At 67.9% G+C, this 16,147-nt stretch carries 12 protein-coding genes; 4 read left to right on the forward strand and 8 right to left on the reverse strand.

All coding sequences use genetic code 11. The annotated features are described in order from the left end of the window. Positions 1–54: 54 nt before the first annotated feature. Positions 55–1,032 (reverse strand): ABC transporter substrate-binding protein, encoded by a 978-nt coding sequence (locus AC07OX_RS06805; protein WP_172438392.1) that lies wholly within the window; start codon positions 1,030–1,032, stop codon positions 55–57. A 223-nt stretch (positions 1,033–1,255) separates the two neighbouring features. On the opposite strand from AC07OX_RS06805, the gene AC07OX_RS06810 reads away from it, so the two are divergent. After that, complete coding sequence (locus tag AC07OX_RS06810; protein WP_056578260.1) at positions 1,256–1,726, forward strand: Lrp/AsnC family transcriptional regulator; 471 nt, start codon at positions 1,256–1,258, stop codon at positions 1,724–1,726. Between the two features lie 13 nt (positions 1,727–1,739). Here AC07OX_RS06810 and AC07OX_RS06815 read toward each other — a convergent pair whose 3' ends face one another. From AC07OX_RS06815 to ugpB, 6 genes are all read right to left on the reverse strand, one after another. After that, positions 1,740–4,244: a DUF3772 domain-containing protein gene (locus tag AC07OX_RS06815; protein WP_495260822.1), complete on the reverse strand. Its 2,505-nt coding sequence runs from the start codon at positions 4,242–4,244 to the stop codon at positions 1,740–1,742. A 51-nt stretch (positions 4,245–4,295) separates the two neighbouring features. Beyond that, a complete protein-coding gene (gene ugpQ / locus AC07OX_RS06820; RefSeq protein ID WP_495260821.1) occupies positions 4,296–5,042 on the reverse strand; it encodes a glycerophosphodiester phosphodiesterase in 747 nt (248 codons plus the stop codon). Positions 5,043–5,045: 3 nt separating this feature from the next. Then, entirely contained in the window at positions 5,046–6,053 is a 1,008-nt protein-coding gene (gene ugpC / locus AC07OX_RS06825; RefSeq protein WP_062474484.1) for a sn-glycerol-3-phosphate ABC transporter ATP-binding protein UgpC, read from the reverse strand. A 140-nt stretch (positions 6,054–6,193) separates the two neighbouring features. After that, entirely contained in the window at positions 6,194–7,045 is an 852-nt protein-coding gene (gene ugpE / locus AC07OX_RS06830) for a sn-glycerol-3-phosphate ABC transporter permease UgpE (protein WP_062474482.1), read from the reverse strand. 39 nt (positions 7,046–7,084) lie between these two features. After that, positions 7,085–7,966 carry a sn-glycerol-3-phosphate ABC transporter permease UgpA gene (ugpA, locus tag AC07OX_RS06835; RefSeq protein ID WP_062474481.1) on the reverse strand — a complete coding sequence of 294 codons (882 nt, stop codon included), beginning with the start codon at positions 7,964–7,966 and terminating at the stop codon, positions 7,085–7,087. A gap of 98 nt (positions 7,967–8,064) precedes the next feature. Continuing rightward, positions 8,065–9,375: a sn-glycerol-3-phosphate ABC transporter substrate-binding protein UgpB gene (ugpB, locus tag AC07OX_RS06840; RefSeq protein ID WP_159274955.1), complete on the reverse strand. Its 1,311-nt coding sequence runs from the start codon at positions 9,373–9,375 to the stop codon at positions 8,065–8,067. A 227-nt stretch (positions 9,376–9,602) separates the two neighbouring features. Here ugpB and serA point away from each other — a divergent pair, with 227 nt between their 5' ends. The 3 genes from serA (at position 9,603) to AC07OX_RS06855 (ending at position 15,277) form a co-directional block, all read left to right on the forward strand. After that, positions 9,603–10,835: a phosphoglycerate dehydrogenase gene (gene serA, locus AC07OX_RS06845; protein WP_070063599.1), complete on the forward strand. Its 1,233-nt coding sequence runs from the start codon at positions 9,603–9,605 to the stop codon at positions 10,833–10,835. A gap of 129 nt (positions 10,836–10,964) precedes the next feature. After that, entirely contained in the window at positions 10,965–14,843 is a 3,879-nt protein-coding gene (locus AC07OX_RS06850) for a DUF3683 domain-containing protein (RefSeq protein WP_495260820.1), read from the forward strand. Then, a complete protein-coding gene (locus AC07OX_RS06855) occupies positions 14,840–15,277 on the forward strand; it encodes an HIT family protein (protein WP_062474473.1) in 438 nt (145 codons plus the stop codon). Before AC07OX_RS06850 ends, AC07OX_RS06855 begins: the two co-directional genes overlap by 4 nt. Positions 15,278–15,292: 15 nt before the next feature. Here the strand turns inward: AC07OX_RS06855 and AC07OX_RS06860 are convergent, their stop codons facing one another. After that, entirely contained in the window at positions 15,293–16,084 is a 792-nt protein-coding gene (locus tag AC07OX_RS06860) for a hypothetical protein (RefSeq protein ID WP_495260819.1), read from the reverse strand. Positions 16,085–16,147: the final 63 nt, after the last annotated feature.

A 16,147-nucleotide genomic window follows, 5' to 3' on the forward strand; every position in this document is an offset into this window, starting at 1 on the left:
GCGGGCCCCGGCACCCGGCCTGCGCCGGGAGCGGAAGGCCCGCCGGGGCGGCGTTTACTTGGTGCTGACGACCTTCGCCGACTTCAGCAGCGCGTCCGACAGGGTCACGCCCTGCAGCTTGGCCGCGCCGGGGTTCACCACCAGCTCGAAGTTGGTGCTGGTCTGCGAGGCGATGGTGCCGGGCTTCTCGCCCTTGAGGATGCGCACCACGATCTTGCCGGTCTGGCGGCCGATGTCGGTGTAGTTCAGGCCCAGTGCGGCCACGGCGCCGCGCTCGACGGTGGCGGTGTCGGCGGCCACCACGGGCAGCTTGGCCTGCTGGGCCACCTTCACGATGCCCTCGAAGGCCGAGACCACGTTGTTGTCGGTGGGCGTGTAGATCACGTCGGCCTTGCCGACCAGGCTCTGGGCGGCGGTGGGCACGTCGACCGTGCGCGCGGCGGCGGCTTCGACCACCGTCATGCCGGCGGCCGAGGCGGCCTTCTTGAGCGACTCGACGATGGCCACCGAGTTGGCTTCGCCGGGGCTGTAGATCACGCCGACGCGCTTGGCCGTGGGCACGACCTTCTTGATCAGGTCGATGTGCTTTTCGAGCGGCGACAGGTCGGACACGCCCGTCACGTTGGTGCCCGAGGGCTCCCAGTTCTTCACCAGCTTGGCGGCCACCGGGTCGGTGATGGCCGAGTACACGACGGGAATGGTCTTGGTGGCGGCCACGGTCGCCTGCGCCGACGGCGTGGCGATGGCGACGATCACGTCGGGCGCATCGCCCACGTACTTGCGGGCGATCTGGGCGGCGGTGCCCACGTTGCCCTGGGCGCTCTGGTAGGTGAACTTGAGGTTCTTGCCCGCTTCGTAGCCGGCGGCCTTCAGCTCTTCCTTCACGCCGTCGCGCACGGCGTCCAGCGCCGGGTGCTCGACGATGGCGGTCACGGCGACCGATTTGTCGGCGGCCAGGGCCGGTGCGGCGGCGAGCACGCCGAGGGCCAGGGCCACGGCGCTGAAGGGGGTGCGAAGCAAAGCGTTTTTCACGTAAGGGTCTCCGGGTGGGGAAAGGGGTGGGTGCGTTCGAAGCCGCCGGCAAGGCACCGGCAAAGCACCAGGGCGCGCAATTCAGCGGCCCGGCGTGGCGCAACGCCGTCCGGGCGCGTCGAAGTCTAGATCGTACTTTGCACAATTAAGGTGCATGAATGCCTCGGGCTTTCCCCGCTTTAGGAAACATAATTGCATCATTGATGCGTATGGGGAGACGAAATTGCAGATCATCGAACTCGACCGGACCGATCGGCGGATTCTGGACCACCTCCAGGCGCACGGCCGCGCGTCCAACCTGGACCTGGCCGAGGTGGCCCAGTTGTCGCCCGCGCAGTGCCTGCGGCGCCACCGGCGGCTCGAGGAACTGGGGCTGATCAGCGGCTACGCCGCGCGGCTCAACGCGCGCCACATCGGGCTGGGCGTGATCGCCTTCATCCACGTCACGATGGCGCGCGGCCACGTCGACGAGCTGCCCAAGTTCCAGGACCTGATCGCCGACATGCGGCAGATCCTGGAGTGCTACTCGGTGACGGGCGACTTCGACTACGTGCTCAAGGTGGTCGCGCGCGACCTGGAGGCGCTGTCGCAGTTCCTCATGCACACGCTGATGCACATGCCGGGCGTGTCGGCGGTGCGCTCCAGCGTGTGCCTGAACGAGATCAAGTGCACCGGGGCGCTGCCGCTCGAATAGGGCAGCGGGCGCTTCAGGTGCTGGTGGTGCCCGGCAGCGGAGATGCCGGCGTGGCCGGTGCCGGCGACGGCTCGGCGGACAGCACCGGCGCGGGCGCCGCCATCACCAGCGTCGTGGGCGTGGCCAGCGGCAGGTCGGCCTGCTTGAGCGCGTCGAGGATCGTGAACAGCAGGTCGCTGCGCACGCCGCCCGCCAGCCGAGGGCTCGGCACGTAAGCGATGGCCTGGAAGATCAGCAGCCCGTTCTCGATGCCTTCGAGCGTGAGCGAGGGCGCCGGTGTTTCCAGCACGCCCTCGTGCGCGCGGCAGGCCTCGAGGATCAGCTCGCGCACGCGCTGCGCGTCGGTGGTCAGAGGCATCGGCAGGCGGATCAGCACGCGGCCCTCGGCGTTGGCCAGCGTCATGTTGCGCACGGTCTTGGTGATGAACTCCGAGTTCGGCACGATCAGCGTCGAGCGGTCGCCCAGCTGGATCTCGGTGGCGCGCACGTTGATGCGCCGCACGTCGCCCTCGGTGGTGCCCAGCACCACCCAGTCGCCCACCTTCACCGGCTGCTCAGCCAGCAGGATCAGCCCCGAGATGAAGTTCTGCACGATGGCCTGCAGGCCGAAGCCGATGCCCACCGACAGCGCGCTCGCCACCCACGCGATGCGCTCGATGCCGATGCCCAGCGCCGACAGCGAGAACGCCACCACCAGGATGCCGCCCACGTAGCCCAGCAGCGTGGTGATCGAACTCTGCATGCCGGGCTCGAACTGCGTGCTCGGCAGGTAGCTGCGCGAGAGCCAGCGCTTGAACACCCGCAGCACGATGAAGCCGATCACCGCCACCGCCACGGCGCTGAGGATCGCGCCCGGCACCAGCTGGAATTCGCCCACCTTCACGCCGGTGCCGAGCTTGCCGCCGCGCTGGAACACCTCGCCCGGGCCCGTGCCCAGCGGCGCGGCCAGCGCCACCAGCATGTAGAAGAACAGCGCCACGCGGCTCAGGCCCGAGAGCACCGTGGCCGCCTGGTCGAGCGTCTGCGGCGCCAAGCCGAAGCTCTTCTGCAGCCGCTGGCCGGAGGCGCTGCGCGAGGACACCACGGCCATGAACAGGTCGTCGGCGAACTTGAACAGCACGTAAAAGGCCGCCGCGACGATGCCGCTCCAGGTGAGCTGCGAGGCCAGGAAGCTTGCCAGCGCCACGTAGCCGAAGGCCACCAGCACCCAGATCGCGATCACCAGCACCACGATCAGCGCCACCAGCACCCCGACCCACATCGGCCGTTCCGGCAGGCCGGCGTCGGGCGCGTCGGCGCGCAGCGCCTTCAGGCGGTACACGACAGTGCCCACCAGCGCGGTGAGCAGCAGCGCCGTCGCCACGTGCGTCGTGACCACGGCGGCAAAGCTGGCGTCGATGAGCGCGTTGATCTCGGCCGGCGTCCACGCCAGCGCGGCCACCAGCGCCACCAGCCACGGCAGCGCCGACAGGCGCTGCGCCGTGAGGTCGGGAATCGCCGGCAGGCGCCACGACGGTCGCCCCGTGGCCAGCAGCCCGCGCCCCAGGCCGATGATGAAGGCCATGAAGGTCAGCGTCTGCGCCGCCGATTGCAGCGCCTTGCGCGCCTGCGCGTCCCACATCGCGTGGGCCTTGAGCACTTCGACGACGCCGTGCGCGGCCACGGCGACCAGCAGCACGTGCGTGGCGACGATGGCGATCACCAGCAGCGAGCGGCGCAGCCGCCCGGCCGGCAGCACGCGCGTGGCCAGGCGCGCCAGCCCGCGCTCGGCGGCCCAGACGCCGAGCCAGGCGAGCAGCAGCGCGCCGATGAACGAGGCGATCACCGGCGTGCGGCTTTCGGGCTGCAGCGCCTGATCGAAGCCATCGCCGAGCGCCGCCCCGATCGCCTGCAGCCGTTCGAAGTCGTCGGGCCAGGCCTCGCGCAGGTCGTCCCAGAACTCGCCGCTGAGCGGCGAGGCGGCGCGGCTGGTGAGTTCGGCCTCGAACTGCTGGCGCCGCTGCGACACCACGTCGGTGCCGCGCTGGCGCACGTCGATCGCCAGCAGCTTGGCCAGGCGGATGTCCGCGTCGAGCGCGTTGCGCTCCTTGGTCAGCTGCGCGCGCTGGCGCGTGATGTTGGGGTCTTCGGTGGCGCCGGCGGCGGGCGGGTTGCCGAGTTCGCCGAGGCGCGCGTTCAGGTCGGCCAGTTCGCCGGTGCGGGCGGCGACGAACTTGTCGGCCTGCACGCCGATCTCGTTGATCTGCGCGAGCTGCTTGCGTGCGTCGTCTTCGGCGCCCGGAACGACACTGGCGTTGCCCTTGCCCGAAGGCGCGATGCGGGCGAACTGCGCGCGCAGTTCGGCGATGGTGGGGGGCGGGGTGGCGGCCGCCGCGGTGTTGGCGCTGTTGTTGGGGTTGCCGTTGCCTGCGTTCATGCTGGCGTCCGGCTGCGCGAAGGCGCCGCCGCACGTCAGCAGGGCCCACAGAGCCAGGAGGGCGGGAAGGCACAGGCCCGCCAGGCGAGAGGTCCGATTCATGGCCGCATCATAGAAGCCGCCATGACGTAAGAACGGGTAAGAAATGCAGCGTCAGCCCGCGGGGCTGAACAGGTCCACCCGGTCGGTGATGATGCCGTCGGTACCCAGGTCGATGAGCCGCTGCGCGGCCCAGTCGTCGTTCACCGTGTAGCTCAGCGAGCGCAGGCCCGCGCCATGCACCTGCGCCACGGTGGTGGCGTCCCACAGCGCGTGGTTGCAGACGATGGCCTGGCAACCCAGGCTCGATGCGGTGTCGAGCCAGCCGTTCCATAGCGTGTCGAGCAGCAGGCCGCGCGGCAGTTCGGGCGCCACGGCCTGTGCGCCCTTCAGCGCATCGACCTGGAACGAGGTGAGCAGCGGCGGCACGGCCGCACCCTGCCACAGGCGCGCGGCTTCGCGCGCCACCACCTCGCCGGTCTCGCGTTCGGTGCCGGGCGTGGGCTTGATCTCGATGTTCAGCAGCAGCTCGTTGGCGCGGCAGAAGCGCGCCAGGTTCTCCAGCGTGGGCAGCGGCTCGCCCGCGAAGGCGCGCGAATGCCAGCCGCCCGCGTCGAGCTGCGACAGCGCGCTCCACGTCTGCTGGCCGCCGATGCCGTGGCCGTTGGTGGTGCGCTCCAGCGTGGCGTCGTGCATCAGGAACACCACGCCGTCGGCGCTGAGCTTGGCGTCGCACTCGAACATGCGGTAGCCGTGCGAGGCGCCGAAGCGGAAGGCCGCGAGCGTGTTCTCGGGCGCCAGCTTGCCGGCGCCGCGGTGCGCGACCCAGCGGGGGTAGGGCCAGGGGCTGCGTTCGGCCATCGCTCAGTCGGCGCGCTTGCCGGAGCCGGCGTCGAACCAGTGCAGCTTGTCTTCGCGCGCCGCGATCTTCACCGTGTCGCCGGCCACCGGCGGGTGGTCGCCTTCGTCGGTGCGCATGATGATCTGCTCCTCGCCGATGCGGCCATACACCAGGCGCTCGGCGCCCAGCAGTTCGACCTGCTCGACCTGCACGGTCCAGCCGCTTTCGTCGAGCTTCATGTGCTCGGGGCGGATGCCCAGGATCTGGCCCGGGCGCACGCCCGGTGCGTGCTTGAGCAGGTTCATCGGCGGCGAGCCGATGAAGCTCGCCACGAAGGTGGTGGCGGGCCTGGAGTACACCTCTTCGGGCGTGGCGAACTGGTCCATCACGCCGCCGTTCATCACGATGATGCGCTGCGCCAGCGTCATGGCCTCGACCTGGTCGTGCGTGACGAACAGCGAGGTGATGCCCAGCTCGCGGTGCAGCTTCTGGATCTCGAGACGGGTCTGGGCACGCAGCTTGGCGTCCAGGTTCGACAGCGGCTCGTCGAACAGGAACACCTGCGGCTGGCGCACGATGGCGCGGCCCATGGCCACGCGCTGGCGCTGGCCGCCCGAGAGTTCGCGCGGCTTGCGCTCGAGCAGGTGGCCCAGCTCGAGGATCTTGGCGGCCTTGTCGACGCGCACCTTGATCTCGGCCGTCGGCACCTTGGCGATCTTCAGGCCGTAGGCCATGTTCGCGAACACGCTCATGTGCGGGTACAGCGCGTAGTTCTGGAACACCATGGCGATGTCGCGTTCGGAGGGTTCGAGCTGGTTCACCACCTTGCCGCCGATGCAGATTTCGCCGGCGGAGATTTCCTCCAGGCCCGCGACCATGCGCAGCAGCGTCGATTTGCCGCAGCCCGAGGGGCCGACGATGACGATGAATTCATGGTCGGCGATCTCGGCGCTCACGCCGTGGATGACCTGGTTGGCTTTCGGCCCGTGGCCGTAGCGCTTGATGACGTTGCGTAGGGAAAGTGCAGCCATGTTCTTCTCGATTTCGACCTCTATCTCGAGGCACTGTTATTTCCAGAACCACCGCGGAACCGGCTTTGCCGGGCCGCTGGTGGTGCCCCCGGTAGGGGGTTGGCGAAGCGACACGAAGTGCGCGAAGCCTGGGGGCGAGCCTATTTCTCGGTATCTACAAGGCCCTTGACGAACCACTTTTGCATCAGGATCACCACCAGCGCGGGCGGCAGCATCGCCAGGATGGCGGTGGCCATCACGACGTTCCATTCGTTCTGTCCGTCGCCGCCGGCAATCATCCGCTTGATGCCGACCACCACGGGGTACATGTCTTCGCTCGTGGTCGCCAGCAGCGGCCACAGGTACTGGTTCCAGCCGTAGATGAACTGGATCACGAACAGCGCCGCGATCGAGGTCTTGGACAGCGGCAGCAGCACGTCGAAGAAGAAGCGCATGGGGCTCGCGCCATCCATGCGCGACGCTTCGGTGAGCTCGTCGGGCACCGTGAGGAAGAACTGGCGGAACAGGAAGGTGGCCGTGGCCGACGCGATCAGCGGCACCGTCAGGCCCGCGTAGGTGTTCAGCATGTTCAGGTCGGACAGCACCTTGTAGGTGGGCAGGATGCGCACCTCCACCGGCAGCATCAGCGTCACGAAAATGGCCCAGAAGCAGATCTTCTTGAACGGGAAGCGGAAGTACACGATGGCGAAGGCCGACAGCAGCGAGATGGTGATCTTGCCGATGGCGATGACCATGGCCGTCACGAAGCTCACCCACATCATGTGCGCCACCGGGGCGTTGGAGCCTGCGCTGCTCTCGCGCCCGAACAGCGCGCCCTTGTAGCTGTCGACGATGTTCGAGCCGGGTGTCAGGGGCATCGGCGCCTGCACGATCTCCTGCGCCGTGTGCGTGGACGCCACGAACGCCAGGTAGAGCGGGAAGGCGACGATGAACACGCCCAGGATCATGATGACGTGGGCCAGGATGCCCTGCGTGCCGCGTTTTTCAACCATGCTGCGCTCCGCCGGATTCGATTTGTTCTTGTTGCTTCATCAGTACTGCACTTTCTTCTCGACGTAGCGGAACTGGATGACGGTCAGCGCCACCACGATCACCATCAGCACCACCGACTGCGCGGCCGAGCCGCCCAGGTCCAGGCCCTTGAAGCCGTCGTGGTAGACCTTGTAGACCAGGATGGTCGTGTCCTTGCCCGGGCCGCCCTGCGTGGCCGCATCGACGATCGCGAAGGTGTCGAAGAAGGCGTAGACCACGTTGATCACCAGCAGGAAGAAGGTGGTGGGCGACAGCAGCGGGAACTGCACGGTCCAGAAGCGGCGCCACGGGCGCGCGCCGTCGATGGCCGCGGCCTCGATCAGCGACTTCGGAATGGACTGCAGGCCGGCCAGGAAGAACAGGAAGTTGTACGAGATCTGCTTCCACACCGAGGCCATCACGATCAGCGTCATGGCGTGGCCCGAGTCGAGCAGGTGGTTCCAGTTGATGCCGATCTTGCCCAGGGCATAGGCCACCACGCCCAGGGAGGGCGAGAACATGAAGACCCACAGCACGGCCGCCACGGCGGGCGCCACGGCGTACGGCAGGATCAGCATGGTCTTGTAGAACATGCCGCCGCGCACGATGCGGTCGGCGAACACGGCCAGCATCAGCGACAGGCTGATGCCGATGCCGGCCACCAGCACCGAGAACAGCGCGGTGGTCTTGAACGACTCGGCATAGGCCGGGTCGTCGAACAGGTGGCGGAAGTTGTCGAACCCGACGAACTCGACCGACGTGCCGAACGCGTCCTGCTGCTGCAGCGACTGCAACAGCGCCTGGCCGGCCGGCCAGAAGAAAAACACGAGGATCACCGCCATCTGCGGTGTCAGCAGCAGCCAGGGCAACCAGCCCGAGCGAAAGAAAACGCGTTTTTCCATGAAGCCCCTACATAAAAAATCCCGCCCGGCGCACCCTGGAAGAAGGGCGTGCGGGGGCGGGCGATATTAGCCGGACACGGAGCCCGGATCTTCAATCGTTAGCTTTTGTTCGCCTTTTGGAAGCGTTCGAGCTGCTCGTTGCCGCGGGTCACGATGGCGTCGAGGGCTTCCTTGGCGGTCTTCTTGCCGCCCCAGACCTGTTCGAGCTCTTCGTCCTCGATGGCGCGGATCTGCACGTAGTTGCCCAGGCGGATGCCGCGGCTCTTGTCGGTGACCTTGCGGATCATCTGCGTCACGGCCACGTCGGTGCCGGGGTTCTGCTTGTAGAAGCCCGATTCTTCGGTGAGCTTGTACGAGGCGGTGGTCACCGGCAGGTAGCCGGTGCGCTTGTGGCTGGCGGACTGCACTTCAGGCGTCGAGATGAAGCTGAAGAACTTGGCCACGCCCTTGTACTCGGCGGCCTTCTTGCCCGACATGACCCACAGGCTGGCGCCACCGATCACGGTGTTCTGCGGTGCGCCCGGCACGTCCGGGTAGTAGGGCAGGGGTGCCAGGCCGTAGGCGAACTTGGCGTTCTTGGCCACGTTGCCGTAGAAGCCCGACGAGGTGTTGATCATGGCGCACTCGCCCGACACGAACGAGGCTTCAGGCACGTTGCCGCGGCCCTTGTAGATGAACAGGCCCTGCTTGGACATGCTGGCCAGGTTCTCGATGTGGCGCTGGTGCAGCGGCGAATTCACCTTCAGGCGCGCGTCCAGGCCCTGCAGGCCGTTGGCCTTGCTGGCGAACTCCACGTTGTGCCAGGCCGAGAAGCTCTCGACCTGCGTCCAGTTCTGCCAGGCCGTGGTGAACGGGCACTTGTGGCCGCTGGCCTTGAGCTTGGCGGCGGCGGCGACCACTTCGGGCCAGGTGGCGGGGGCCTTGTCGGTGGGCAGGCCGGCCGCCTTGAAGGCGTCCTTGTTGAAATAGAAGATGGTGGTCGAGCTGTTGAACGGGAAGCTCAGCATCTGGCCGTTGGGGGCGGTGTAGTAACCGGCCACGGCGGGGATGTAGGCGGCCGGGTCGAACTTCTCGCCCGCGTCCTTCATGACCTGGCCGACCGGAATGACGGCGCCCTTGCTGGCCATCATGGTGGCGGTGCCCACTTCGAACACCTGCAGGATGTGCGGTGCGTTGCCCGAGCGGAAGGCCGCGATGGAGGCCGTCATCGATTCGTCGTACGTGCCCTTGAAGGTCGGCACGATCTTGTATTCCTTCTGGCTCTCGTTGAACTGCTTGGCCAGGTCGTTGACCCACTCGTTGTTGACGGCGGTCATGGAATGCCACCACTGGATCTCGGTCTGGGCCTGGGCTGCATTGAACAGCGTGGCGGCCAGCGCCGATGCCAACGCGAGCGTCTTGAATCGCATGAAGACTCCTGAAGGGAAAAAATGGAAAGCGCGAATGCTAGGGCATGTGCGTGACACAGCCGCGTCACATTGGGGCACGGACCGAAGGGTTCCTCCAATCGGGGAAACCCCTTTGGCGTCAAGCCCGGTGCGGGTTGCGGGCCTCATGCTGCGCTGCACCATGCTAGCATCGCCCTCCCTTTTTTGGCCTAGCTTGTCGCCATGGCCGGGGCTTCCTTGAGTACGTCATGAGCAGCAAAACCTCCCTCGACAAAAGCAGGATCAAGTTCCTTTTGCTCGAAGGCATCCACCCCTCGGCCGTGGAGGTGCTGCGCGCCGCCGGCTACACCAACATCGAGTCGCTGCCGGGTGCGCTGCCCGACGCCGAACTCAAGGCCAAGATCGCCGACGTGCACTTCGTGGGCATCCGCTCGCGCACCCAGCTGACGGCCGAGGTGTTCGCCGCCGCGCACAAGCTGGTGGCCGCCGGGTGCTTCTGCATCGGCACCAACCAGGTCGACCTCGAAGCCGCCCGCGAACACGGCGTGGCCGTGTTCAACGCGCCGTATTCCAACACCCGCTCGGTGGCCGAGCTGGTGCTGGCCGAAGCCATCCTGCTGCTGCGCGGCGTGCCCGAGAAAAGCGCCGTGGCGCACCGCGGCGGCTGGCTCAAGTCGGCCGAGAACGCCTTCGAGATCCGCGGCAAGACGCTGGGCATCGTGGGCTACGGCTCCATCGGCGCGCAGCTCTCGGTGCTGGCCGAGGCGCTGGGCATGCACGTGGCCTTCTACGACGTGGTCACCAAGCTGCCGCTGGGCAACGCCCGCCAGGTGCGAGAGCTGCACCAGCTGCTGGGCCAGAGCGACATCGTGACCCTGCACGTGCCCGAGACCCAGGCCACGCAATGGATGATCGGCGCGGCCGAGATCGCCGCCATGAAGCCGGGCGCCATTTTGCTGAACGCCTCGCGCGGCACCGTGGTCGAGATCGAGCCGCTGGCCGAGGCCCTGAAGAGCAAGAAGCTGCTGGGCGCCGCCATCGACGTGTTCCCGGTCGAGCCGCGCACCAACAAGGACGAGTTCCAGTCGCCGCTGCGCGGGCTGGACAACGTGATTCTCACGCCGCACATCGGCGGCTCGACCATGGAGGCGCAGGCCAACATCGGGCTCGAGGTGGCCGAGAAGCTGGTCAAGTACAGCGACAACGGCACCTCGACCTCGTCGGTCAACTTCCCCGAGGTGGCGCTGCCGGCGCACCCGGGCAAGCACCGCCTGCTGCACATCCACCGCAACGTGCCGGGCGTGCTGTCCGAGATCAACAAGATCTTCTCGGACAACAACATCAACATCTCGTCCCAGTTCCTGCAGACCAACGAGAAGATCGGCTACGTCGTGATGGACATCGACGCCGCCTCGTCCGACCTGGCGCTGGAAAAGCTGGCGAAGGTGGGCGGGACGATCCGCAGCCGCGTGCTGTTCTGAGCCCGCCGGGGCCCGTGCGGGTCCCGCGATAGGGAATAGCGGCCGGGCACGGCAAAGCCCCCGGGGCCTGCCCTAAAATCGACCCCCCGGCTACATGGGCGCGCAGCGCCTGGCCAAGGGCCCCACCCGATGAATGCTCCGACCGCGTTGAATACGCTGTTGTCACAGGCCGCAGAGCCTGTACGACTGCGCGAGATCCCTTACAACTACACCAGCTTCTCCGACCGGGAGATCGTGATTCGCCTCCTGGGCGAACGCGGCTGGGACCTGCTGCAGACCTTGCGCGCCGAGCGCCGCACCGGCCGATCGGCGCGCATGCTCTACGAGGTGCTGGGCGACATCTGGGTGGTGCAGCGCAACCCCTACCTCGTCGACGACCTGCTCGACAACCCGCGCCGCCGCGGCCAGCTGGTCGACGCCCTGCGCCACCGCCTGGGCGAGGTGCAGAAGCGCCGCACCCCCGACAGCGACCTGCCGCGCGACCAGCTGGTGGGCGAGCTCACCGGCCTGGTCAGCCAGGCCGTCGCCGCTTTCGACGACACCTTCCGCGACGTCGCCGCGCTGCGCCGCAAGGCCACCCGCGTGCTGGGCCGGCTCACGGCCAAGGACAACATCAAGTTCGACGGCCTCTCGCGGGTGTCGCACGTGACCGACGCCACCGACTGGCGCGTCGAGTACCCCTTCGTCGTGCTGTGCCCGGACACCGAGGCCGAGATGGCGCTTTTGGTCAAGGGCTGCATCGAGCTGGGCCTGACCATCATTCCGCGCGGGGGCGGCACCGGCTACACCGGCGGAGCGATCCCGCTGACCTGGAAGAGCGTGGTCATCAACACCGAGAAGCTCGAGGCCATGACCGAGGTCGAGCACGTGTCGATGCCCGGCCTCGACCACCCCGTGCCCACCATCTGGACCGAGGCCGGCGTGGTCACGCAGCGCGTGGCCGACGCGGCCGAGCGCGCGGGCTTCGTGTTCGCGGTCGACCCGACCTCCGCCGAGGCCTCGTGCGTCGGCGGCAACGTCGCCATGAACGCCGGCGGCAAGAAGGCCGTGCTCTGGGGCACGGCGCTGGACAACCTCGCCTCGTGGCGCATGGTCACGCCGCAGGCCGAATGGCTCGAAGTGACCCGCATCGGCCACAACCTGGGCAAGATCCACGACGCCGAGAGCGCCGTGTTCGAGCTGCAGTACTACGCCGCCGACGGCAAGACGAAACTGCGCACCGAGCGCCTCGACATCCCGGGCCGCACCTTCCGCAAGGAAGGCCTGGGCAAGGACGTGACCGACAAGTTCCTCTCGGGCCTGCCGGGCATCCAGAAAGAAGGCTGCGACGGCCTCATCACCAGCTGCCGCTGGGTGGTGCACAAGATGCCGGCGCACACGCGCACCGTGTGCCTCGAGTTCTTCGGCAACGCCAAGGACGCCGTGCCCAGCATCGTCGAGATCAAGGACTTCATGTTCGCCGAGCAGAAGCGCTCGGGCGTGCTGCTGGCCGGCCTCGAGCACCTGGACGACCGCTACCTCAAGGCCGTGGGCTACGCCACCAAGTCGAAGAAGCACGGCGGCCTGCCCAAGATGGTGCTGTTCGGCGACATCGCCGGCGACGACGCCGACGCGGTGGCGCGTGTCACCTCCGAGGTGGTGCGCATCGCCAACTCGCGCAGCGGCGAAGGCTTCATTGCCATCAGCCCCGAGGCACGCAAGAAATTCTGGCTCGACCGCAAGCGCACGGCCGCCATCAGCAAGCACACCAACGCCTTCAAGATCAACGAAGACGTGGTGATCCCACTGCCGCGCATGGCCGAGTACAGCGACGGCATCGAGCGCATCAACATCGAGCTGTCGCTGCAGAACAAGCTGGCGCTCACCGACGCGCTCGAAGCCTTCCTCACGCGCGGCAACCTGCCGCTGGGCAAGACCGACGACGCGCACGAGATTCCCGCGGCCGAGCTGCTGGAAGACCGCGTGGCACAGGCCGTGGCGCTGGTGCACGAGGTGCGCGCGCTGTGGGCCGGCTGGCTCGAGAACGTCGACACGCTGTTCCCGCAGCTGCAGGACCACACGCTGCGCGCGAGCTGGAAGACCCAGCTGCGCCAGCCGCTGCAGGAGATTTTTTCGGGCGCCGAGTTCGGGCCGATCCTGGCCGAGTGCACCGCCATCCACAAGCAGGTGCTCAAGGGCCGCGTGTGGGTCGCGCTGCACATGCACGCGGGCGACGGCAACGTGCACACCAACCTGCCCGTCAACAGCGACAACTACGAGATGCTGCAGACCGCGCATGCCGCGGTGGTGCGCATCATGGCGCTGGCACGCAGCCTCGACGGCGTGATCTCCGGCGAGCACGGCATCGGTATCACCAAGCTCGAGTTCCTCACCGATGAAGAGCTGCGCCCCTTCACCGAGTACAAGGCCCGGGTCGACCCCGAGGGCCGCTTCAACAAGGGCAAGCTGCTGCGCGCGCCCGCCGGGCAAGCGCAGACCCTGCACGCCGACCTGACCAACGCCTACACGCCGAGCTTCGGCCTCATGGGGCACGAGTCGCTGATCATGCAGCAGAGCGACATCGGCGCCATCGCCGACAGCGTGAAGGACTGCCTGCGCTGCGGCAAGTGCAAGCCGGTGTGCGCCACGCACGTGCCGCGCGCCAACCTGCTCTACAGCCCGCGCAACAAGATCCTCGCGACCTCGCTGCTGGTCGAGGCCTTCCTTTACGAGGAGCAGACGCGGCGCGGCATCAGCATCAAGCACTGGGAAGAGTTCGAGGACGTGGCCGACCACTGCACCGTGTGCCACAAGTGCCTCACGCCGTGTCCCGTGAAGATCGACTTCGGCGATGTGTCGATGAACATGCGCAACCTGCTGCGCAAGATGGGCCAGAAGAGCTTCCGCCCCGGCAACGCGGCCGCGATGTTCTTCCTGAACGCGACCAACCCGCAGACCATCAAGGCGGTGCGCGCGGGCATGGTGGGCATCGGCTTCAAGGCGCAGCGCATGGCCAACGACCTGCTGCGCGGCCTTGCGAAGAAGCAGACCGGCGCGCCGCCGGCCACGCTGGGGCCTGCGCCCATCAAGGAGCAGGTGATCCACTTCATCAACAAGAAGATGCCGGGCAACCTGCCGAAGAAGACGGCACGCGCGCTGCTCGACATCGAAGATGCGGACTACGTGCCGATCATCCGCAACCCGAAGACGACCAGCTCGGAAACCGAGGCGGTCTTCTACTTCCCGGGCTGCGGCTCGGAGCGGCTGTTCTCGCAGGTCGGCCTGGCCACGCAGGCGATGCTCTGGCATGCGGGCGTGCAGACGGTGTTGCCGCCGGGCTACCTGTGCTGCGGCTACCCGCAGCGCGGCAGCGGCCAGTTCGACAAGGCCGAGAAGATGATCACGGACAACCGCGTGCTCTTCCACCGCGTCGCCAACACGCTCAACTACCTCGACATCAAGACGGTGGTGGTGAGCTGCGGCACCTGCTACGACCAGTTGCAGGGCTACCAGTTCGACAAGATCTTCCCGGGCTGCCGGATCATCGACATCCACGAGTACCTGCTCGAAAAGGGCATCACCCTGGCCGATGCGGGCGGTGGCGGCTACCTGTACCACGACCCCTGCCATTCGCCGATGAAGCAGCAGGACCCGATGAAGACCGTGAAGGCGCTGGTCGGCGACAACGTGCTCAAGAACGACCGCTGCTGCGGCGAGTCGGGCACGCTGGGCGTGTCGCGGCCCGACATCTCGACGCAGATCCGCTTCCGCAAGGAAGAAGAGCTGAAGAAGGGCGAGGCCGCGCTGCGCGAGAGCGGCAACGTCGGCGCGACCGACAACGTGAAGATCCTCACCAGCTGCCCGAGCTGCCTGCAAGGCCTCTCGCGCTACGGCAACGACCTGAACAACGGCCTGCTCGAAGCCGACTACATCGTGGTCGAGATGGCCAACAAGCTGCTCGGCGACGACTGGATGCCGAACTACGTGGCGGCCGCCAACCAGGGCGGCATCGAGCGGGTGCTCGTATGACGGCGGTGGCGGGTTGCCCGCTGTGCGATGCGCCCGGCGGGCGTGTCGTGTTCGAAGGCGCGAAGCTGCGCGTCATCCATGCGCAGGAAGAAGGCTTTCCGGCCTTCTACCGCGTGGTGTGGCGCGACCATGCGGCGGAGTTCTCCGACCTCGACGCGGCCGACCGCGTGCTGTGCATGGAGGCCGTGGTGCGCGTGGAGCAATGCCTGCGCGACGCGCTGGCGCCCACCAAGCTCAACATCGCCGCGCTCGGCAACATGGTGGCGCACCTGCACTGGCACGTGATTGCGCGCTTCGACTGGGACAGCCATTTCCCCGGTTCGGTCTGGGCTGCCGTGCAACGGACCGCGCCAGCCGAGCGGCTGGCCGCCGTGCAGGCGCTGCTGCCGCAGGCGGAGGCCGACATGGTCCGCCGGCTCGCGTCGCTGGCCTGAGGCCTTCGCTTCTTCTTAGTTGGCCGCGGCGGTGCGCGTCGCGCTGCCTGCCTTGCGGTCCGCGCAGGCCTGTTTGAATTCCGGCGTGGCGCGCGTTTCCTTCGAGAAGCGCTTCGAGGCCACGCTGCCATCCCTGCACACGCGATCGAGCTCGGCCTGCGCGCTCTTGTTACCCGCATGTGCGGCGTGGGCCAGCAGGCGCACCGCGTGGAAGGGCAGTGCGCCCGAGCTGCCGGGTGACGCGGTTGCTGCAGTGCTCGTCGACTGCGGTGTTGCTGCAGCCTTGACCGGCTCCGCGGGCAGCGTGCGTGCGGTGCCCGCCGAGGTCGGCATGCGCTCGACGGCGGTGAAGTCGCCGCTCTTGCCGGTGCGCTCGACCATCTGCCGGTAGCTGTCCATCATGAACGACGTGTCCTTGGGCGTGAGCTCCTTCGCCGGCTTGGCAAGGTAGGCCGCGACCTCGGGTGGCAGCGCGGCGTTCACGGTGCTCAGTTCATGCGCGCCGCCGAAGCCGCGCGAGCCGGCCTGGGCGGCATGCGCGGCGTCGTCGCCCAGCGCCATCGCGCCCTTGGCGGCCACGCCGGTCGCGCCTTCGGCCGCCACTGCACCGGCGCCGACCGCCGCGCCCTTGCCCGCCACGCCGGCCGCCTTGCCGGCGGTTGCAGCCTTGCCTGCCGCCTTGCCGATCAGGCCCCAGAAGGCATGGGCGGGTGGGGCGAGGGCGGCGCCCGCGAGCGCGGCGCAGAGGACGAGGGCGGCCCGGTTCGGACGCGACAGGAGGAGGGGAGAGCGTGTGCGTGACGGCATGCAGCGATGCTAAGCGCAGGCGGCCGACACGCTGGCGCGCAGCGCGCGGCATACTGCGCGAGT

It is taken from the genome of Variovorax sp. GW821-FHT09D07 (assembly GCF_059416345.1).